The organism is Pantoea dispersa (genome assembly GCF_019890955.1).
In the GTDB taxonomy this organism is placed as follows: domain Bacteria; phylum Pseudomonadota; class Gammaproteobacteria; order Enterobacterales; family Enterobacteriaceae; genus Pantoea; species Pantoea dispersa.
The window spans coordinates 3,801,791-3,823,504 of sequence record NZ_CP082346.1 but is presented as its reverse complement, the minus strand read 5'-3'; the positions used below and the strand labels follow the sequence as shown (position 1 = coordinate 3,823,504).

The following is a 21,714-nucleotide window of genomic DNA, read 5'->3' as shown; positions in this document are numbered from 1 at the left end:
GTGCTTATTTAAAATCCGCATACGGTTCCAGTGGCTGTGGTGGCATATCCATATCGCCGTTCCAGCCGGCCATTGAGTAGCGCACATACAGCAGCCCGTGGCTTGGGGTGTAATCTTTCGCCTGCTGAATATCCATGGCCAAACCCAGCGACCAGTGCGGCGTGATGCGCCGCTCTATCAACGCCTGCACGGTATAGCCGAAACCGCGTCCGGAACTGCTGTCCGATGACGGATTGCTGGCCAGCGTAAAGCCGGGATTCACCGGGTAGCGCGCCTGAGCGTCGGTGGTTGACTGTGACCACGACACCGAGCCACCGAGTTCATACGACCAGTTTTCCGTGCGCTGACGCCAGGTCAGCGGCACCGCCAGCGAGAAGTAGCGCTGCGGGCTGTAATAGCCGCCCTGGCCAAAGGTGTAGTCGCTCAAATCTTTCTGATAGTGCCACAGCATACTGTTCAGGCCGATGGTGGCGCGCTGGTTGTCGCTATTGATCAGCTTGTAGTAATAGCCTGCCATCAGCCGTTCGCGGCTGTTATCCGCCACGTTTTCACCGCTGATTTGATGGGCGCTGAGATCGGCCCACACCCCGTGCGCGCCGCCCCGATCGTAACTCAGGCCGATGCCGCCGCCAGTCGCGACGACGCCGCCCCAGTTTTTGCCGCCGTTAGTGGCCGGATCGCGCGCGCCGGCGTAAGCCAGCAGCGAACTGGAGATCGGGCGACGTGAAGCAGTAAAGGTCACCCCGAGATCGTCGATGTCGGTCTTCCAGCTTACGCCGCCGACCCAGTTAGTGACGGTGAAACCGAGCGGCGTGGTGCCGATATCGGCTGACCAGCGATCGTTGTGCCAGCCGACGCCCAGCGCGGTGCCTTCGTCCCGCTGGGTGAAATCGCGCCGGCAGCCCCCGGCGTTGGCATCGTTACAGCTGCCGAACTGTTCACTGTGGCTGCCATCAGTGGTGGAAAATGTTCCGGCAGACACCTGTACGTGATCGACGCGCACAAAGCTGCGGCCATCGGCCAGCGGGGTTTCCGCCTGCAGCATGGTGGTATGGGCGGTAAAGTCAGAGGTGCCACCGTTGCCCTTATCGCGCGAGTAGTCCTGTTCCAGCGTCACAGTGGTGTCCTGCTGGCGATACAGGTCAGCGGCGTCGCTGCGGATGCTGCGCTTAAGCCAGTCGTCCTGGGCCTGCGTGCGCGTCAGCCGGGTATAGCGGGCGTTATCGTCTGGCAGCGCAGGGGTAATGCCGCTGGCGACCATCGCCGCGCGGTAATCCTGCTGTGCCAGCGCGGGCTGGCGCTGCTGTCTCTCCAGCCGCGCGGCATCACGCAGCACCAGCGCTTTTTCCTGTGACGGCGCGACAGCGGCGGCGCGGGTTTTCAGCGCGCTGAACAGCTGCTGCGCTTTGAGGAGATCGCCGCTGTTTTGCCAGGCGAGCGCCACGCGCCGGCCGCTGTTCAGGCTCTGCTGTGCCACGCTGTCCGGCAGGCTGTGCAACGCTGCGCGCGCTTCGGTGGTGCGCTGCAGCGCCAGCAGCGCCTCGATGCGGCCGAGCGCGGCATCGTTGTTGCTGGCGTCCTGCTGCAGCACCTGCTGATACCCGGCCAGCGCTGTTGTGGCATCGCCCCGCTCCAGCGCCCAGTCGGCCAGCGTAATGTCGCGGCGCGGCGAGGCCGGCTGCTGTTGCAGCAAGCGGATGGCGGCGGCTTCATCACCGCGGGCGCGTAGCTCCCCGGCACGCCCGAACGCCTGGTTTTGCGCCAGGCGATCCGCCAGTTCATGCATGTTGCTGTCCCAGCGGGCGGTGGGTAAACGGTGCAGCGTGGCCAGCGCGGCGGCATCGTCGTCGCCGGATGACTGCCACAGTGCCGTGGCATACAGCGCGGCTGGCTGCTGCGGCTGCTGGCGCACCATCGCGGCCATTACCGCCGCGCCTGCCTGGTTGTCACCGCTGCTGCGTAGCGCACTGGCCAGCCGCCAGGCCAGCCAGACATCATCCGGTCGCGCCTGAGCCGCCTCACGGTATTTCGCTACCGCCTGCGGCCATTGCTGCTGCTGCGCCAGCGTATCTGCGTCGGCCAGCAGGCTCTCAATACGTAAATTGCTCAGGCGCTGCTGCGCCGTGCCGTTACTGCGGTCAAGGCGCAGCGCCTGCTGCCAGTACTGTCGGGCTAACGCGCTGTTTTTACGCGCCTGCGCCACATCACCGAGGCCGATGAGCGCCCAGCTGTCATTACTGTCGATAGCCTGCGCGCTGCGGTACTGCTGCTCAGCGCCGGACAAATCCCCCTGCTTCAGCGCCGCGTCGCCGCTGTCGATGGCCAGCCAGTAACGATTGGTCTGTAACAGGGACTGCCACTTGCCGATTTGCGTGCTGGCCTGGCCCGCCTGAATCGCTTTCTGTAGCCAGCTGATGGCGGCGGCGCGGTGACCGGCACGCGCCTGCGCCTGGCCCATGGCACCGAGCAGTTCGGCGTCGTCCGGATTGGCCTTCAGCGCCGCCTGTAATGCGCCGATTGCCGCCGCGCCGCCGCCAGCCTCGACCAGCGCCAGGCCGCGCATGCGCTGGCGGAAGGCCGGATCGGCCAGCATTTTTTGCTGACGCGCCAGCTCATCCGCTCCGCGCTGTTGCGCATCGCCGCTGGTGAACACCTGCAGATACTGCTGCAGGCTGGCAACGCTGCGCTCGCTTACCGGCTGGTTCTGGATCTGCTGCAGCCACAGTTCGGACGCGGCATCGCGGCCGCCGTCGCGGTTGGCCAGCTGACGCAGCTGGGTCATCGCCTGATCCGGCTGATTATTATCAAACGCCATGCGCGCCAGCTGTAGCTCGACGCCGATATTGCCCGGATAACGCTGCTCCAGCGCCTGTAACTGACGCCAGGCGAGCGGCTGCTGGCCCGGCAGGCGCGCCACCAGTCGCCAGTACTCCAGTTCGGTGTTTACATCGGGAAAGACGCCGTGAAACAGCGCATCCCACGCTGCTTTGGCCTCCGGCAGCCGTCCGGCGGTGGCCAGCAGCCGCGCCTGCTGCAGCTGCTGACGCCCTTCGGGGCTCATCAGGCGCAAACCTGCCGCAGATTCACGTGTGGCGGCGTCATCCGGCGCAGCCTTTTGCAGCGCATCGAACAGCTGCTGCGCTTTGGCCTGATCGCCCTGACGCAGCGCCATACGAATGCGCGCCGCCAGCACCTGCGGGTTATCCGGATCGATTTTTTCCAGCCGGTACAGCGACTGCTGCACCAAATCGTATTTGTTGGTGGATTCGCCGGTACGAATCTGCATCAGCAGCCACGCCACCGGCGCCACCTGCGGACCGGGTGCGGCCGCCACGCTGCCGGCCAGCGCACTGGCGATCAGCAGCGCAAGCGGTAACTTATTCATCGTCATCCAGCTCAGCCAGGCGACGACGGCTCACCATGCGCATCAGGCGCCAGGCCATCAGGGCGAACAGGATCACCACCAGCACGGCACATATCGCCAGCCATACCGGATGGGTGGCCAGCAGATTCCACAGCCGCTCCCACCACGGCAGATGCCCGACAAAGTAGGTATCACCCACGCGCACGCTGTTGACGCCGGACTCCCGGACGATGCTGACGGAACCGAACATCGCCGCGCGTTTGCCGCTGTCGCGCAGCGCTGCATTCAGCAAATCCCAGCCGCGCGGGCTGTCAGCCAGCAGCGCGACCACGCTGCGCTGATCGTGAAACGGCGACTGGAAGCCAACCAGAGCGCCGAGCGGACCGCGCGAACTGATGCCGGTCTGGCTTTCGGCGGTGCGCTCGCTGGCTGACAGTGGCACGTTGGGCGCGCTGCCCGGGCGCGATGGCATGTTGAGGGTGCTGCGCGTGCGATCCACCAGCAGATTGATCGCCGTGTCCGCCTGCAGATCCGGCGGAATGCTGCCGATCAGCAGCAGATCGGCATCGTGGTCTTTCGCGTTGCGCCAGTCATCGCTCATCTGCACGCGCAGTGCCGGATAGCCGGTCTGGGCGCCGATCGCCCCCAGCGCGTCAAGCAGCGTACTGACTTCGCCGCTCTCCGGTTTTGCCGGCACCAGCACCAGGGTTTGCGCCAGATCGGCGTAGCGGCTGAACGGGAAGCCAGCGCTGGCAAACGCGCCGAGCGAGGGCATTTCGATGTAGTGACGATAGCCGGAGAAATCGATGCTGGAGCGATCGTCGATCACCGCATGATGCGCGACGGGGGTGACGGTTTCACAGCGGCCATCGGCAGTGCCGCCGATAAAGGTATTGGCGTAATCAAAATCAAAGCGCAGCTGGTTCACCACACCGAGACGCAGTGCCGGAATGGTCAGCTGACGGCTGTTGTCCTGCAGGCCCTGCATCAGCGGAATGCGCATCAGCTGCTGGCCCGCGCCATCTTTACTGGTCAGCGGATAATCCTGCATGAACTGGTTATTGAGATGCACCGCCAGCCGTGAGCCGTCCTGCTGCACCGGTGAGGTGTAGCGATAGATCAGGTCCATATCAATGCCGCGTGCGCGCACCAGGAACAGATCCGGCGGCAGGTTGAGCGTCAGGCTAATTGGGTTGGGTTGCAGGCCATCGGCCTGCAGCTGGTTCTGATACTGCGTCAGTTCACCAAAGGTGGTACGGCGATCGGTGCGTACCCAGTTTGGCGCATCGTACGGCTGGCGCGGGGCCAGCAGTTTCACGCTGTCGATGGTGGCGCGCTCGCCTCGCAGTAGCAGTTCACCCTGCGCAATGCCCTCTACTGCAGTGATCAGATCGTTATCGTCGCGGCCGAGAATCAGCAGCATCTTCTGATAGGGATTGTCCGGCTGGCTGACCATTTCCACGGTGGGTTTGTCCACCGGCGGCAGCGTTTGCAGGAAGTCAGGCCGGCGATCGTTGGTGGCGAACACCACCGCATGCTGCCCTTCCGGCAACTGGTTATACAGCACCGGGAAGGACTGGCCGCGCCACTGCGCCTGGCTACCGAACCACGAGGCCAGCAGGCCTGCCGCGCGCTGTTGCTGCACATCCGGCTGGCCGCTGAACACCATCGGCAGTTGCAGCGGCCGGTTGTCGCGCGCGTCAAAGAATGGCTCCGGGAAATGGGAGAGATCGTTTTTCAGCGGCAGCTTCTGCAGCGTCAGGTCCAGTTTGCTTGCTTTACCGATATCCAGCCAGATGGTGCTGTTGGCCGGATTTTCACACACGTTGGCGTAGTGGCCGACCAGTTCCAGGCGGATGCGGTTGAAATCGCTAATGTAGCGCGGGTCGATCGCCAGCTGCGTCTGGTTCTCTTTGCCGAGCTGATCGGCGGTGACGGTGACCAGTCCCACCAGTTCATCGTTGAGATACACCTTGAGCTGCGACTGCGTCGGCAGCAGCGCCGGCGAAGGCCGGTAGTTGAGCGTCAGCAGCGCGCGCGTGACCACCTCGTCGCTGCGCACGCCGAACTCAATCTGGCTGGTGGGGACGGTGCCGCGCAGCGTCATGCTACCTGGCGGCGGTGCCACCTGGGTAAACAGCAGCTGGCTATCGCGCAGCGGGGCGCTGGCATCGAGCGGTTGGTTCACGTCGGGCAGCGGCGCAGAGGTTGCCGCAGGCGGTGCAGCAGGAAGCGCCGCCGGAAGTGCCGCCTGCGCCAGAGACGCCGTGCCCAGCAGCAGGGCGGTGAACCAACTCAGTTTTCTCGTCATGGTCATATCATCAGCTTAGGTAAAATCAGTGTTGAGCGTTGCCGGTCGCGGACGGACGTTATGCGGCAACAGCGTTGCCAGCCAGTGCAGTCCGGCGGTCAGGCCACGGAACAGGCGGCGCAGCGGTGCCGGACCATACTCCGCCAGCCGCAAATAGCCTTTGAAGCCGAGCAGCATAATGTCCGCCAGGCTCTGCACCGGTTTATCCTCCGGAAAACCGTCCTGCCACAGCGCCCAGGTATCGGCGCGCGCAAAGGTGCACTGAATAAATTCGATGTGCTGGCGGGTGGAGAGCTGGTGCAGGCGGATACCTGCGCGGCGGCCAAATACGCGCTGTACCTGGCATGGGAAGCTGAACTCCTGCTGTCCGCGCCGCAGCAGCAGCGAGACGCTTTCGTTCTCGCGCAGTGCATCCGGCTCGCGCAGTTCGACGCCCACGCCGCCGTCAGAGTAGTCGCGCAGCGTGCACGGCAGCATATGACCATCGGCGCGTGCCAGCGCCGCCGGCATGGCGATCTCTACGCGGTGCGCTTCACGGATTTGACGCGCTTCCACCGACACCGCCACCGCGCCGCCGAGAATAATCATGTTGTAAACCACCCACACCAGACTGACCCAGATGGTGAGCAGCTCATTGGCCGGGCCGTGCGCCATGCGCCAGAAGCCCATGCCGATACCGGCAATGTTCAGCAGCACCAGCAGCATATAGGGTTTGGTGATCACCCAGTCGAGATGGCGCTCTTCTACCAGGCCCCCTTTGGCGGTCACGTTGAATTTGCCTTTGTGCGGATTAAACAGCGCGACGGTGGTGGGGCGGGCGATATACCAGGCGAGCACGGTTTCATACACCTCGCTCCAGAACGAGTGGCGCCAGCGCCCCTGGATGCGCGAGTTGGTCAGGCTGGTATGTACCATGTGCGGCAGCACGTAGATGGCGATGGCCAGCGCGGGCGCATAGATGATGTAGGCATGGCACAGCAGGAACGCCAGCGGCGCCAGCAGAAAGATCAGCCGGGGGATACCGGCAAGAAAGTGCAGCATGGCGTTGGCGTAACACAGCCGCTGTACCAGCTTCAGTCCTTTGCCAAACAGCGGATTATCGAGACGGAAGATCTGCACCATGCCGCGTGCCCAGCGGATGCGCTGGCCAATATGCGCTGACAGACTTTCGGTCGCCAGCCCGGCGGCCTGTGGAATGCGGATATAGGCTGAGGTGTATCCGCGGCGGTGCAGTCGCAGTGAGGTGTGCGCATCTTCCGTCACCGTCTCCACCGCGATACCGCCAATCTCATCCAGCGCGCTGCGGCGCAGCACTGCGCAGGAGCCGCAGAAAAAGGCGGCATCCCAGGTGTCGTTACCATCCTGCACCAGACCGTAAAACAGCGAGCCTTCATTCGGCGTCTGGCGGAAGCGGCCGAGGTTGCGCTCAAACGGATCCGGTGAGAAGAAGTGGTGCGGCGTCTGCAGCATGCCCAGCCGGTGATCTTTCAGGAACCAGCCCATGGTGAGCTGCAGGAATGAGCGTGTCGGCACATGGTCGCAGTCAAAAATCGCCACGTATTCGCTGCGGCAGGTGGTTTTCAGCGCATGGTTGATGTTGCCGGCCTTGGCGTGTTCGTGGCTGGGGCGCACCACGTAATTGACGCCCACGCTGGCGGCAAACTCGCGGAACTCCTCGCGCGTGCCGTCATCAAGAATATAGATGTTGAGTTTATCCTGCGGCCAGTCGATGCCCAGCGCAGCATAGATGGTGGGTTTGACCACGCTGAGCGGCTCGTTGTAGGTCGGCACCAGAATATCGACGCTGGGCCAGCTGGCGATCTCCGGCGGCATAGAGACCGGCTGGCGGTTGAGCGGCCACAGCGTCTGGAAATAGCCCAGCACCAGTACCGTCCACGCGTAGGTTTCCGCGCCAATCAGCAGCAGGCCAAACGTCAGGCTGAGCGGATCGTCCCAGTTAAGGGTTTCCGTATAGCGCCACCATAGATAGCGGCAGGAGATGGTGAGCGACAGAACAATCAGCATGATGGTCACCAGCCGGCCCGGCATACGGCGCACCAGCATGGCCAGCGCCCACAGCAGCAGCACAAACACAAACTGGGTGGTGATATCAAACGGCTGCGAGATGCACAGCAGCGCCAGCAGGCTGGCGGCGATCGCCACTACGATGAACAGCAACTGACGCACGCGCCGTGGCAGGCGCTGCAGCCAGCGTTCGCTGCGCTGCGGCACGCCGCTGTGTTCCAGCCGCGCCGGCAGCTGCGCCAGCCATTGATACAGCTGCTGGCGCCAGCGGAACAGCGAGCCAAAGGCGTTAAAACGTTTACGCTCGCTGCGCGCGCTGCCGTCCAGCGGCAGCATGATAAGCAGCCACAGGCTCTGGAGTGCATAGCGCACAATATCGAGCGGACGCGGGCGCAGCGGAGAGATATGCGGAAAGTAGCGCTGGCGCTGCTGCAGCACGCGCTGCCACGCCGGCGTTTCCAGCCGCAGCAGCGACCAGGCGAGCACGCACCACAGCAGATGCAGCGCGACCGTTAACCGCCCGGCGCCGTGCTGACGCGCCAGGCGCGCGCGCTGCTGCAATGCCTGCGAGGCCTGCGGCACCAGCAGCCAGCGCAGCGCATTCATGCGCCACCTCCGGCAACATGCAGCAGCAGCCAGTTGGCCAGCGTATTGATCTCTTCGCTGGCCAGCGCATGCGGACGCCAGGCGCCCACCGGATGTTTCATCATCAGCGCTTCCGCCAGCGCTTCATCGCGATGAATCACCTGTGGAATCAGGTTTTTAAGCGAGCGCAGCCACAGCTGATGCAGATCCTGCTGCAGCTGGCTGTTGGCGTTGAACTGGTTAATCAGAAACAGCGTCTGCGGCGAAAAGTGCGCGCGGTGGAGGCGTAGCTGGCAGTTGGCATCCAGCGTTAGCAGCTGAAGCAGCCGATCGGCGGCCGGGATGAACGCCTGCTGCCACGGCAGCAGATCCGCCGGAAGGTCAAAAATAATCCACTGATAGCGCTGTTTCAGGGCCGGCAAAGCCTTAAGCAGCGGTTGTGCAATTTCCGCTGTCGCTGCGTTTAAGGATAAGGTCTGCTGATGCGTGAGCGTGCCAGACGGCAGAAAATCCAGCCCCGGTTGATAGCGCAGCGCGCTGTGCTGCCACGGCTGGTTATCCAGCTGCGCACGCAGCCAGCCGTGCGGCGTGTCGAGCGGCAGATTAAAGTGGGCCGCCAGTTGGTTGGCTGGCGAAAGGTCGATAAGCAGCACCGACTGCTGCAGCGCGTTTAGCGCCCAGCCCAGCGCAGCACTGAGTGCCGTCGCGCCGCACCCGCCACGCAGCCCCTGTAAGGCGAGAACCGGCATTAGCGTGGTGACTCCGGCCCCTGCGTGCATTCCTGCAACAACGGCCAGCGCGACAGCAGCTGTTGCAGACGCGCTTCACGGGCAATATCAATATAGCGAAACGCCTTCAGGGAAAAGGCGTCACTCAGGGCGTTAATATCATCCTGATCTTCGCTGCCGACAGCGATCAGTGAAAAAGCATTTTCAGTTTTCATTACTTTTTTGCCACCAAAGAAACGACAACGGATAAAGAGGGGTGATATTTTTCTTGTCGCGTATAAAACCGCAGCCAGCGATTTCTGGCCCGGCAAAGTCAAACAGTCTGGCGCGTGCGCAGCTTTTTTTATTTCAGCAGTTCCAATCGTTGCCGTCTATATTAAACTAGCCTGGATTGTACAGATCGCGACGCTAATATGAAAAATCTTTATACGCTTGGCCTGCAGCAGGTACAACAGGAATTAATCGCCCTGCAGTCGCCGGGATTTTACTGGATAACCTGCCAGCGGCCCGAAGACGCACGAACGCTGTTACGTCAGGTGGTTAGCCAGCAAAAGGCGGCCACGCTGGTGAGTGCGGATGCATCCCCGCAGGCGCTGTTAACGCCCGATCCGCCCGACGGTCCGGCGCGTATTCCCTTATTTTCGCTGCCTGCCAATAAAGCCAGCCTGCAACATCTGGCCAGCGATATGGCGCGCGTAATGAATAAACGTAGCGGTCTGGTCATGTTTTATAGTCAGGCGGCGCTGTGGAGCAAATTATCCCCGGATGAACTAACCGTGTGGATAAAAGGCTTGCGCCGGGTTCTGTTAAAAAAACAAATGACGCTGCTAATGATCACCTGCGGAACCGCAATTATTCCCCTGCGAAATCATCTGCAGCGTTATTTTCGTCAGCTTGATGGTGTCGCTCATTTAGAATTTCAGCAGGATAGCTGGCAATATCGAATTAACTGGTGGTATTCCGCCGATAAATTGCTGGCCGACCGCGCTATCCGCCTGAACTGTATTGATAATCAGTTTATTGCGCAGGCTGAAGCCGCCGCGTCGCAGCCGCTGAGCCTCAATGATGAAAACCAGTTTCTGGCCCAGCAGGATGTGCTGGAAGGGGCGCCGCCGCTTTCCGCGCAGTGGCAACTGTTCAGCGATAACGAGAGCGTGTATGCGCGCGGGCAGCAGGCCAACGCCGCCACGGTCATCTTTAGCCTGGCCCATAATCAGGATGTGCCGACTCTGGCGAGCATGGTCCATGGTTTGCGGCGCTCGCGTGGCAACGCGCTGAAAATCGTGGTGCGGGAACTCGGCACCAGCCTGCGCTACAGTGACGAACGTTTGCTACTGGCGTGCGGCGTTAACAGCATTGTCCCGACGGCGGCGCCGCTGTCGCGCTTGCTGACCGCGCTGGAAGGCGTGCAGGGCCAGCAGTTTACCCGCCACGTGCCGGCCGATCTGCCGGCGCTGGTGCAGGCGCTACAGCCGCTGCAGCAGAAAGGCTATTTGCCGCTGGAGCGTTTCTGTGCGGCGGTACAGCAGTTGATGAACAATACGCTGCTGCCGGAAAACGACAAAGGGCTGATGGTGGCGCTGCGCCCGGTGCCGCAGCTGTCGCCGCCGCAGGTGCTGACGCTGTGTAAACCGCGTCGTTTTGGCGACCTGATGACGCTGGTTGACGATCGGCTCTATTTATTCCTCTCTTCCTGCCGCTTTAACGATCTGGACATTGCCCTGAAATCGATATTTTCCCTGCCGCACGACGAGCTGTTCAGCAACCGCATGGTGTGGTTTGCCGACAATCAGATTTTGTCGGAGGTGAATAAAGTGCGGCAGCTGACGCCGGTGGCGCAGTTCGAACCGCTAACAGTACCGGCCGCTGCGCAACCTGCCGCGCCGGCAGCGGCCGCGCCGCGCGGCCCTCAGACGCCGCAGCCGATCATCATCGACCTCGGGGAGCCGCACGTATGACGCTGATGGATGGTGTGCAGGTGGCGATCCTGCTGTTACTGATTTTGCTGTTCCTGAAATCGCTGTGGCGACGCTGGCTGCCGCAGCGCAGCACCAGCCTGCTGATGCGCCTGTTACCTGCCCGCGCCCTCAAATCGGAAGGGCAGTGGCAACGCCAATCGACCAAAACGGATAAACATGGATAACACACCTTCGACGCTGCACGCGGCGCGCTGGCGCGGCCTCGGCGGCTGGAACTTTTACTTTCTGATCAAATTTGGTCTGTTGTGGTACGGCTATCTCAACTTCCATGCGCTGAGTAATCTGGTGTTTCTGGCGTGGCTGCTGTTTCCGCTGCCATCAGCGCGGCTGCATCGTCTGCGCCAGTGGGTTTCGCTGCCGATTGGCTTCGCGCTGTTCTGGCACGATACCTGGCTGCCGGGTCTGAACTCGCTGCTCAGCCAGGGCAGCCAGGTGGCGGGATTCTCGCCGGCCTATCTGCTGGATTTGCTGCAGCGCTTTATTAACTGGGAGATGATCGGCGCGGCCTTTGTGCTGCTGGTAATTTACCTGTTCGTGGCGCAGTGGATTCGCGTCACCGTGCTGGTGTCACTGGCGCTGATCTGGCTGAACGTGCTGACGCTCGCCGGCCCGGCGGTCAGCCTGCTGCCCAGCAAAGCCGCCGTACCGCCGGTGGCGCTGAATGACAAACCGGCCGCCAGCCCGGCCGCGGCGGGACTCGATCAAAGCGCGCCGCCCACCAGCGCCAACCTCACCGCGTGGCTGAATCGCTTTTACGACAGCGAACGCCAGCGCGTCACGCACTTCCCGGATGCGCTGCCCGCCGATTCGCAGCCGTTCGATATTCTGGTGATCAACATCTGTTCGCTGGCGTGGTCGGACATTGATGTGGCACAGCTGCGTGACCATCCGCTGTGGAAGCACTTTGATATCGTGCTGAACAACTACAACTCCGCCACCGGCTACAGCGGTCCGGCTGGTATTCGCCTGCTGCGCGCCAGCTGCGGCCAGACCTCACACAGTAACCTGTATAAAGCCACCGACCAGCGCTGCTATCTGTTTGATAATCTGGCGAAGCTGGGCTTTAAGCAGCAGCTGATGATGGACCATACCGGCGTGTTCGGTAACTACCTGAAAGAGCTGCGCGAGGACGGCAACATGCAGGCGCCGCTGATGTCGCAGGCCGGGATTGCGCCGGAGCTGACGTCTTTTGATGGTTCGCCAGTGTACAACGACGGGCAGCTGATGCAGCGCTGGCTTGATGACCGCAGCAAAAGCAGCGATGCGCGCAGCGCCACCTTCTACAACCTGATTCCGCTGCACGACGGTACGCGCGAGCTGGGCAGCACCCGCACCGCCGAGTGGCAGCCGCGCGCACGGGTGCTGTTCGACCAGCTCGATACCTTCCTGACCAATCTGGAGAAGTCGGGACGCCGGGTGATGGTGCTGGTTGTGCCAGAGCACGGTGCGGCACTGCAGGGGGATAAAATGCAAATGTCCGGGCTGCGCGACATTCCGAGCCCGGGCATCACCCACGTGCCGGTTGGCATTAAATTTGTTGGCATGAAAGCGCCGCATCAGGGCCAGCCGCTGACCATCGATACGCCTGTCAGCCTGCTGGCAATTTCCGAGCTGGTGTCGCGGGTGGTGGACGGTCAGGTGTTTAACGCACCGAACGTCAACATGTCGGTGCTGGCGGATAACCTGCCGCAGACGCCGGTGGTGTCGGAAAATGATAACGCCGTCGTGATGATGTATCAGGGCAAACCGTGGATTCGCCTTAACGGCGGCGACTGGGTAGCCTATCCGCAGTAAAACCTGAGCGGCAAACGGTGCGGGCTGGCGCGCACCGTTTTGTCTCTGCGCCGCTAATGGCTGACAAAATGCTGAAACCGCGCGCAAAGCGGGGCAGTTGCGTGATTTTCGCCTTTATCCCGGCGCAAAAAAATGCTGACCTGGGATATACTTGCTGCGCATTCCGGCAACTGTCACGGCCCCCGGCGGCCAGGAGAGGTTTTGTTGCGCGTCAGTCGTTCGTTAACGATAAAGCAGATGGCCACCGTGTCCGCCGTGGCGCTGGTCACCATCTGTATTTTTATCGTCATCCAGTTATTCCATTTTGTGCAGCAGCGCAGGGTGGATTACGCCCAGCAGATGGAGAACGTCGCGCATACCGTGCGTCAGCCGCTGTCCGAAGCGGTGCTTAAAGCCGATATCCCGCAGGCCGAACGCATTCTGAATACCCTTAAGCCAGCGGGCATTCTGTCGCGCGCCGATGTGGTGTTGCCGAACGCCTTCCAGGCGCTGCATGCTGACTTCGCGCCGGAGAAACCGGTGCCGCGCTTTGTCGCCCGGCTGTTCGAACTGCCGGTGCAGATTACGCTGCCGCTCTATTCGGTCGAGCGCAGCGGGCTGCCGAAGCCGATTGCCTATCTGGTGCTGCAGGCTGATTCGTCGCGCGTTTATCAGTTCCTGCTCAGCACGCTGTCCACCATGATCACCACCTATCTGCTGCTGGCGCTGATTCTGTCCGTGGCGATCAGCTGGTGTATCAACCGGCTGATCGTGCATCCGCTGCGTAATATTTCGCGTGAGCTGCAGGAGCTGCCGCCGCCCGCCATTCTCACCCATAAGCTGGCGCTGCCGCACAATCATCGCGACGATGAGATCGGCATGCTGATTCGCAGCTACAACCGCAACCAGCAGGTGCTGGAGTCGATTCACGATGAGATGAGCCGGCTGACCACCCATTTCGCGGTGACCGATTTGCCCAACCGCGCGCTGTTTCTGGCGTTGCTTGATCAGCACATCCGCCATCGCCACAGCCAGCAGCCGTGGGGGCTGATGGTGATCCGCATCGAAACCCTGCAGGAAGCCAATGGCGTCCTGAGCGATGAGCAACGCGATACGCTGATGCTGACGCTGGTGGAAAAAATCCGCAGTACCATTGATGACCATACCCTGCTGGCACAGACCGGACCGAGCGACTTTGCGCTACTGATGAAGCGTGCGCACAACCCGTTTCGCGCCATGCGGCTGGCGCGCAACCTGATGCTACGCATCAACCAGCCGGTGAACCTGTATCAGCTGCAGCTGCGCCCCAACGCCAGCATTGGTCTGGCGCTGCATGATGACAACACCGTGTCCGCTGGCGAACAGCTGGCGCGCGCCACGTCGGCGATGATGTCGGCGCGCCATCAGGGTAAAAACCAGATTCTGTTCTTTGACCCGGCGCTGACCGAGCGGGCGCAGAAGCGCTTAACCCAGGAGCACGACATCCTGCAGGGCCTGCAGGATGGCCAGTTTGCGCTCTATCTGCAGCCGCAAATCAATATGGCCACCGGCGAGCTGGCCGGCGCAGAAGCGCTGCTGCGCATGCGAATGCCGGACGGCAGCTATGGTTTATCCGAAGAGTTCATCGCCAGCGCCGAAGAGATTGGCGTCATCTCCGCGCTCGGCCGCTGGGTATTTGAAGAGGCGTGCCGCATTATCGCTGGCTGGCAGCGCCACGGCATCAATCTGCCGCTCAGCGTGAATATCTCCGCAGTACAGCTGCGCGATGCCAGCGTGGTGAGCCATCTGCAGGGGCTGCTGGAGCGCCACCGCATTGCGCCGGGTAACTTCGTGCTGGAGATCACCGAAACCGCGCAGATTGGCGATGCTGAACAGGCGATGGCGCTGCTGCGCTCGCTGCAGCAAACCGGGGTGGCGGTCGCGCTGGATGATTTCGGCATGGGCTACTCCAACCTCAACTACCTGCATCAGTTCAAAGCGCTGCCGGTCAATAAGCTAAAAATGGATCGCAGTTTTGTCGCCGCGCTGCCGGATGATGACACCATGGTGCGCATCGTGGCGGCAATTGCCGATATCATTCACCTCGACGTGATTGCCGAAGGCGTCGAAACCGCCGAGCAGCGCGACTGGCTGCTGGCGCGCGGAATTACTATAGGACAGGGCTATTTATATGCTGAAGCCCTGCCGTTACCGGTGTTTAACCAGCGCTGGCTGGCCAGCTCGTCACCGTCTGAATAATCACCTTATTTATTGATTTTCCTTGCAGAATTGCACCGTTATGGGGTGCTGAAGCGTTTCAGTTCATAGTTAGAGTTTTGTAACTTTTGTAAGGAATGTAAGGGTATACTAATCCTGTTAACAGAGTGTTATTTTCCTCGCCATCGGTAAGGTCATACGCTTCCAGGCGGCTTGCCGCATGCGTTTCTCCATAACAATGGCGGTGAATGCCGTCTATACCTGGACACCTGTTATGAAACTGTTCAAAAGCCTCTACTTTCAGGTGCTGGTTGCCATCGGCATCGGCGTCCTGTTAGGCCACTACTACCCTGAGTTAGGCGCGCAAATGAAGCCGCTTGGCGATGGCTTCGTTAAGCTGATCAAGATGATCATCGCCCCCGTGATTTTCTGTACGGTGGTGACCGGTATTGCCGGCATGGAGAGCATGAAAGCAGTTGGACGGACTGGCGCAGTGGCGCTGCTCTATTTCGAAATTGTCAGCACCATCGCGCTGATTATCGGTCTGGTGGTGGTCAACGTGATCCAGCCGGGCGCGGGAATGAACGTCGATCCGGCGACGCTGGATGCCAAAGCGGTTGCGGTCTACGCGCAGCAGGCTGAGCAGCAGGGCGTGATAGCCTTCCTGCTGGACGTGATCCCGAACAGCGTGGTCGGTGCCTTCGCCAGCGGTAACATCCTGCAGGTGCTGCTGTTCGCTATCCTGTTTGGCTTTGCGCTGCATCGCCTCGGTAACGCCGGCACCGTGATGTTCAACGTCATCGAGAGCTTCTCGAAAGTGATTTTTGGCGTGATCAACATGATCATGCGTCTGGCGCCGATTGGTGCGTTCGGCGCCATGGCGTTCACCATCGGTAAATATGGTGTCGGATCGCTGGTGCAGCTCGGTCAGCTGATTATCTGCTTCTACATCACCTGCGTACTGTTCGTGGTGATTGTGCTGGGCATTATTGCCCGCTGGGCCGGCTTCAACATCTTTAAGTTTGTTGCCTACATCAAAGAAGAGCTGCTGATTGTACTGGGAACGTCTTCGTCCGAGTCGGCGCTGCCGCGCATGCTGGATAAGATGGAGAAGCTGGGCTGTAAGAAATCGGTGGTCGGGCTGGTGATTCCAACTGGCTACTCGTTCAACCTCGATGGCACGTCGATTTACCTGACCATGGCGGCGGTGTTTATCGCTCAGGCGACCAACGCCCACATGGATGTCTTCCACCAGATCACGCTGTTAGTGGTGCTGCTGCTCTCCTCCAAAGGCGCGGCAGGGGTGACCGGCAGTGGCTTTATCGTGCTGGCGGCAACGCTGTCGGCGGTGGGACATCTGCCGGTGGCCGGTCTGGCGCTGATTCTCGGCATTGACCGCTTCATGTCGGAAGCCCGTGCGCTCACCAACCTGGTGGGTAACGGTGTGGCGACTGTGGTGGTGGCGAAGTGGGTCGGCCAGCTCGATGAAGCGCAGATGAAAGCGACGCTTTCTTCAGCGAAAAAGGTCAATAACGCTTCACAGACCAGCGCGTAATCCTCTATTTGCGTTAATTTGTCGTGAAATGCCCGCTGTCGCTTGCCCTGACAGCGGGCATTTGCATAATAACCCCATTGATTTTTTTCCCGATTTTTTTCCTCGTCGCGCGACATCCTGACCTTCCTGTGGTCAAAGAGTCTGTCGTCGTATAAACGTGGCGGCAGCCTGCCGCCGTGGTTCGCTGAAAAGCGGCCGCCTATGGCGCGCACGAGCGTTTATCTGTTTGAGTAGGGGTTCACATGCAGGGCACCAGAATTCGGCTTTTGGTTGGCGGATGGCTGCTTGCGGCATCTGGCTTCGGCGTCCACGCCGAAACACTTCAGCCTGATCCCGCCTGGCAGGAAGGCAAACTGGACAATGGTTTCAGCTGGCAGCTGCTGACCACACCACAACGTCCGAGCGATCGCATCGAGCTGCGCCTGATAGTTAATACCGGTTCGCTGGTGGAAAGCGCCCAGCAAACCGGGTTCAGCCATCTTTTACCGCGTCTGGCGATGGTGCATAACACCGCGCTGGATACCAATCAGCAGCGCGCACTGTGGCAACAGGCGATGGATCCGCAGCGACCGCTGCCGCCGGCCATCTCATCTTATGATTTCACCCAATACAACCTTAGCCTGCCGAACAACCGGCCGGAGCTGCTGAAAGAGGCGCTCAGCTGGCTGGCGGCTACCGCCGGTAAAATGACCATCAATGAGCAGGTGGTGTCGACCGCACTGACCGCCACCGATCCCATCGCGACCTGGCCGCCCAATACGCAGGATGTGTGGTGGCGCTATCGCCTGAAAGGGTCGACCATGCTGGCGCATGATCCGGGCGAACAGCCGCGTGCGCCGGTGGATATCGCGCAGCTTAATGCGTTTTACCAGCAGTGGTACACGCCGGACGGCATGACGCTGTACGTGGTGGGCAACGTGGATAGCCGCAGCATGGCGGAGCAGATCAACAAAGCGTTCTCGCCACTGCAAGGCAAACGGGTGGCGCCCGCGGCGCTGCCCACGCTGTCGCCGCTGCCGCATCAGCCAATCAACCTGGTTAACGGCGGCATGATACAGGATCGCCTGTCGCTGGTGTGGGATACGCCATGGCAGCCGATCCGCGACTCGCAGAATCTGCAGCGCTACTGGCAGAGCGATCTGGCGCGCGAAGCGCTGTTCTGGCACGTCCAGCGCGCGCTGGCCGACAGCAAAGCGCAAAACGTGCAGGTAGGCTTCGACTGTCGCGTGCTGTATCAGCGTGCGCAGTGCGCCATTAACATGGATTCGCCTAACGCGTCGCTGGCGCAAAACCTGAACCAGGTGGCGCGTGAGCTGGCCACCGTGCGTGACAAAGGTCTGCCGCAGGAGGAGTTTGATGCGCTGATGGCGCAAAAGCTGCTGGAACTGAACAAACTGTTTGCCACCTACGCGCGCACCGACACCGATATTCTGATGGGGCAACGTTTGCGCTCGCAGCAGAATTCCGTGGTGGATATCGCGCCGGAGCAGTACCAGAAACTGCGTCAGGCGTTTCTCAGTGAGTTAACGCGCGACCAGCTCAACCAGGAGTTGCGCCAGCAGTTAACGCAGGAGCTGACCATGGTGCTGATTCAGCCGCAGGGTGAGCCCGAAACCAACGTCAGGATGCTGCAGGACAGCTGGGACAAGGTGATGAAGGTTCCGGATGCGCCTGCCGCCGCTGCTACCCCGGACGAAGCTAAACCCGAAAATAATGGCAGCGCGAGCGCGACCGATCCGGCTCAACCCTCGTCATGACACAGGGCGCATGAATCCCCGCAATAAGGTGCGCTACAGCAAGGCGGCATGGATGTTCATCCTCAGAAGCTTACGTAAGCGACCGGGATGAACGCGCGCCGCCAGCGCCGCTGCGGTTCAACGTAGCAGGGGCATCAGGTCTTTGCGCGCAGCCATTCGGTCACCAGCATCGGCCAGCTGGCCAGCGGCAGATCCGCCACGCCACGAATCCCAAAGCCGTGGCCGCCTTTCTGATAAAAATGAATTTCCGCCGGCACCTTGTGCTCCCGCAGGGCACTAAAAAACACCATGCTGTTATTAACGGAAACCGTCTCATCGTCAGCAGCGTGGATCAGCAGCGTCGGCGGCGTCTGGCCGTGCACGCGCGTCTCCAGCGAATAAGCATCAATGCTTTTTTGATCCGGCCACGCGCCCAGCAGGCGGGTGCGTGAACTTTCATGCGCCAGACCGTCGCGCATGCTGATGACCGGATAGAGCAGTACCATCGCATCAGGCCGCGGTGACAGGCTGTCGGCCTGATCCTGCAGCGGATAGATTTTTTCGCCAAAGCGGGTGCCGAGGCTGGCGGCCACGTGCCCGCCGGCGGAAAAGCCCATCATCACGATGTACTTTCCGTTCAGGCCGCGCTGTGAGCGCTCGCGCAGCACGCGCACCGCACGCTGGGCATCGGCCAGCGGCGCATCCGGCCCTTCATGATGGCCGTCGTACGGCAGGCGATAGGTCATTACCGCCAGCGTGTAGCCCATCGAGGTGAAAAAGGTGGCGAGGGCGCTGCCTTCGCGGTCGATCAGCACGCGCTGATACCCGCCGCCCGGTGCCACCAGCAGGGTGATACCGTTTGAGGTTTCCGGATGCCAGATCGCCATCTCCGGGCAGCGCACGCCGGTGGCGGCGCGGTCGTAAGGTTCGAACTCTCTGGCCAAATCGACGATCTGCGGCTGAGCGCGCGAGTCACTCGCGCCTGGCGCGTCGCCGTGCGGCCAGATATTGATAATTTCTGTGTGCATAAATCTGTCCTGAGCGAGTCATGTTGTCGTTATTGTGTTCGCGGTCGACCTGACAGCTTCCTGCTGTGGTTGATTAAAACATGGTCTTTTTTCGCGCGATCGTCCAGCCGAAAACCGCCGGCGTCGCCAGTTTCGGACTATGCCTGGCGGTCGGGTTTATCATCGTAATGCATTGAATTTAAATCAGTCTGATTAGCGGCATTTAAGTGGTGAGCGTCAGGCAGAGAGGAGGCTGGATGGCATGCGTCATTAGTAAAAATTGCCCGGCGAATCTGCGTCATTAAGCCAAATTTTCGCGGTGATATTTTTCAGCGTAATAATCAATTTGTCGTCAGGGCAGAGGGGAAATTGTCGCGACGCGCAGCAGGCAGCGCGGCGCGACAATCGTGTGCGGTGTTAAACGGTTTTTGGCATCGCGCTGGGCGGAATAATCGCGCCGCGATGCTGGATCACCGTACTGGCGGTGAGATGGCCGCGCGCTGCGGCCTGCTCCACGCTGCCACCCGCGAGGCGCACCGCCAGATAACCGGCGCTGAAGGAATCACCTGCGGCGGTGGTATCGACAATCTGCGCCGGAGCCAGTTTGATGGCCGCAACGTCCCGCAGCGGATCGTCGCCGCGCGCCACCAGGCAGGAGTCGGCACCACGTTTAATCACAATCTCCTGCACGCCGGCGGTGCGCGTGCGCGCAATCACGTCCGCCAGCGGCTGTTCGCCCCACAGCAGGTGTTCATCATCCAGCGTCAGGAAGGCGATATCGGTGTGGCGTAGCATCGCCGCATACGCCTGCTGCGCACTGGCGCTATCCGCCCACAGACGCGGCCGGTAGTTGTTGTCAAAAATCACGGTGCCACCGTTTTGCCGGCAGGCACTGAGCAGCGCCATCAGCTTTTCGCGGCTGGCCTGAGGTAGGATCGCCAGGCTGATGCCGCTCAGGTAGAGATAGTCGTAATGCGCCAGCTGCTGACAGATGGCCCCGGCCTGCGGGCTATCCAGCCAGAAGCGCGCGGCAGCATCGCTGCGCCAGTACCAAAAGGTGCGCTCGCCGTGGGCATCGGTTTCGATGAAGTAAAGCCCGGGCATTTTGTCCGGCAGGCGCTGCACCAGCTGCGTGTGCACCTGCTCCTGCTGCCAGGCCGCGATCATCTGGTCGCTGAAGCTGTCGGTGCCCAGCGCGGTGACATACTCCACACGCAGCTGGCTGGGATCGCTCTGCCGTGCCAGATAGACCGCGGTATTCAGCGTATCGCCGCCAAAGCCGCGTTTGATGTTCTCACCTTTTTCGGACAGCTCAATCATGCATTCGCCAATAATGGCGATGGTTTTCTGCGTCATGGTGTTGGCCTGTAGTGAATGCTGCGCTCTAGTCTCGCGTCTGGTATGGCAGTCGTCAATGCTTTTTAAAACGCTGTTTTAATTTGCCTTAAGGCGTAAAACCGCGCTTCTGCACCGATTTAGCGGCCAAACCGGGGGTTGTTTTGCCGATTAAGCCGCAGACACGCTGCTAGACTCAACAGCTCGTGTGGCTGCGCAGACCAATAAAGTTATCCAGGGGAGAGCCGATACTTGCCACTGAGATGCTATTTGCAGGCACTCAATACCAACCAGGAAAACACCATGGTGATGAAGAATTTGAGTCATCGGCTGCCTTTTTCTCCCGAACTTGAGCAACAACAGGAAACCCGTCTCTACTGGCAGCAGTGCCAACGGTGCTACACTTTCCAGCCGATTTACCAGGTTTCTGGCCGCTTACTGGCTATTGAACTGCTTACCGCCGTGGTGCATCCCGCCGCACCTGAGCAAAACGTGTCACCCGAAGACTATTTCGAGGCGCTGACCATTGCCCAGCGTCTCGACATCGTCCAGGAGCAGCTTGAACTGTTATTACAGTGGGCTTCCTTCTTCAGCCAGCGTCAGCTGGTGGCCTCCGTCAATATTGATGGACCCACGTTACTGGCCATTCAGCAGCATGCGCCCGTGCGCGCGCTGATCGTTCAACTGCCGTGGGTGCGCTTCGAACTGACCGAGCACCACGCGCTGCCGCAGGAAGAGATGGTGGCGCAGATGCCGGAGCTGGGCCCGCTGTGGCTGGATGACTTTGGGTCCGGCATGGCGAACTTCTCCGCGCTGACCGAACTGCGCTACGACTACATCAAGCTTTCGCGCGAGCTGTTTATTCTGCTGCGCGCCAGTGATGAAGGGCGTTCGCTGTTCTCCATGCTGCTGGCGCTGATCAACCGTTACTGTAACGGCGTGATCGTCGAAGGGGTGGAAAACGAGGAGGAGTGGCAGCAGGTACGCAACTCGCCCGCCATGGCCGCACAGGGCTATTATTTTTCACGTCCGCTGCCGTTTAACCAGCTGGAAAACCTGGTACTTGAGCTTCCGTAATTCCGTTCTGCCGCGTCTCGACTATCTTTAAGGAGACGTGGAA

General features: G+C 60.9%; 14 protein-coding genes. 7 read left to right on the top strand and 7 right to left on the bottom strand.

Going from position 1 to position 21,714, the window contains the following annotated elements:
* Positions 1-4: 4 nt before the first annotated feature.
* Genes bcsC through bcsR form a run of 5 tightly spaced genes read right to left on the bottom strand, consistent with a single transcriptional unit; the run spans position 5 to position 9,228 of the window.
* On the bottom strand, positions 5-3,385 hold the full coding sequence (bcsC, locus tag K7H94_RS17815; RefSeq protein ID WP_222951418.1) for a cellulose synthase complex outer membrane protein BcsC: 3,381 nt from the start codon (positions 3,383-3,385) through the stop codon (positions 5-7).
* Positions 3,378-5,675, bottom strand: a complete 2,298-nt coding sequence (bcsB, locus tag K7H94_RS17810; protein ID WP_411829779.1) for a cellulose biosynthesis cyclic di-GMP-binding regulatory protein BcsB — start codon at positions 5,673-5,675, stop codon at positions 3,378-3,380. Before bcsB ends, bcsC begins: the two co-directional genes overlap by 8 nt.
* Before the next feature lie 15 nt (positions 5,676-5,690).
* On the bottom strand, positions 5,691-8,306 hold the full coding sequence (bcsA, locus tag K7H94_RS17805) for a UDP-forming cellulose synthase catalytic subunit (protein WP_222951416.1): 2,616 nt from the start codon (positions 8,304-8,306) through the stop codon (positions 5,691-5,693).
* Positions 8,303-9,034 (bottom strand): cellulose biosynthesis protein BcsQ, encoded by a 732-nt coding sequence (gene bcsQ / locus K7H94_RS17800; protein ID WP_222951415.1) that lies wholly within the window; start codon positions 9,032-9,034, stop codon positions 8,303-8,305. Before bcsQ ends, bcsA begins: the two co-directional genes overlap by 4 nt.
* On the bottom strand, positions 9,034-9,228 hold the full coding sequence (bcsR, locus tag K7H94_RS17795) for a cellulose biosynthesis protein BcsR (RefSeq protein WP_021507005.1): 195 nt from the start codon (positions 9,226-9,228) through the stop codon (positions 9,034-9,036). Before bcsR ends, bcsQ begins: the two co-directional genes overlap by 1 nt.
* 198 nt (positions 9,229-9,426) lie before the next feature.
* On the opposite strand from bcsR, the gene bcsE reads away from it, so the two are divergent.
* The 6 genes from bcsE (at position 9,427) to K7H94_RS17765 (ending at position 18,273) form a co-directional block, all read left to right on the top strand.
* On the top strand, positions 9,427-10,971 hold the full coding sequence (gene bcsE, locus K7H94_RS17790) for a cellulose biosynthesis protein BcsE (RefSeq protein WP_222951414.1): 1,545 nt from the start codon (positions 9,427-9,429) through the stop codon (positions 10,969-10,971).
* Positions 10,968-11,156, top strand: coding sequence for a cellulose biosynthesis protein BcsF (gene bcsF, locus K7H94_RS17785; protein WP_010617915.1), 189 nt, complete (start codon positions 10,968-10,970; stop codon positions 11,154-11,156). Before bcsE ends, bcsF begins: the two co-directional genes overlap by 4 nt.
* Positions 11,149-12,786, top strand: a complete 1,638-nt coding sequence (gene bcsG / locus K7H94_RS17780; protein WP_104094230.1) for a cellulose biosynthesis protein BcsG — start codon at positions 11,149-11,151, stop codon at positions 12,784-12,786. Before bcsF ends, bcsG begins: the two co-directional genes overlap by 8 nt.
* Before the next feature lie 204 nt (positions 12,787-12,990).
* The gene (gene hmsP / locus K7H94_RS17775) at positions 12,991-15,003 is read left to right on the top strand and encodes a biofilm formation regulator HmsP (protein ID WP_222952064.1); all 2,013 of its coding nucleotides are present in this window, start codon (positions 12,991-12,993) and stop codon (positions 15,001-15,003) included.
* Positions 15,004-15,235: 232 nt separating this feature from the next.
* Positions 15,236-16,516 carry a dicarboxylate/amino acid:cation symporter gene (locus K7H94_RS17770; RefSeq protein WP_031279619.1) on the top strand — a complete coding sequence of 427 codons (1,281 nt, stop codon included), beginning with the start codon at positions 15,236-15,238 and terminating at the stop codon, positions 16,514-16,516.
* A 242-nt stretch (positions 16,517-16,758) separates the two neighbouring features.
* Positions 16,759-18,273 carry a M16 family metallopeptidase gene (locus K7H94_RS17765; RefSeq protein ID WP_222951413.1) on the top strand — a complete coding sequence of 505 codons (1,515 nt, stop codon included), beginning with the start codon at positions 16,759-16,761 and terminating at the stop codon, positions 18,271-18,273.
* A gap of 134 nt (positions 18,274-18,407) precedes the next feature.
* On the opposite strand, the gene K7H94_RS17760 is transcribed toward K7H94_RS17765, so the two are convergent.
* Positions 18,408-19,280: an alpha/beta hydrolase gene (locus K7H94_RS17760; protein ID WP_058758092.1), complete on the bottom strand. Its 873-nt coding sequence runs from the start codon at positions 19,278-19,280 to the stop codon at positions 18,408-18,410.
* A gap of 396 nt (positions 19,281-19,676) precedes the next feature.
* The gene (kdgK, locus tag K7H94_RS17755) at positions 19,677-20,615 is read right to left on the bottom strand and encodes a 2-dehydro-3-deoxygluconokinase (protein ID WP_222951412.1); all 939 of its coding nucleotides are present in this window, start codon (positions 20,613-20,615) and stop codon (positions 19,677-19,679) included.
* Between the two features lie 282 nt (positions 20,616-20,897).
* Between kdgK and pdeH the strand changes: the two genes are divergently transcribed.
* Positions 20,898-21,671 carry a cyclic-guanylate-specific phosphodiesterase gene (gene pdeH, locus K7H94_RS17750; RefSeq protein WP_166720216.1) on the top strand — a complete coding sequence of 258 codons (774 nt, stop codon included), beginning with the start codon at positions 20,898-20,900 and terminating at the stop codon, positions 21,669-21,671.
* The last annotated feature ends 43 nt before the right edge of the window (positions 21,672-21,714 follow it).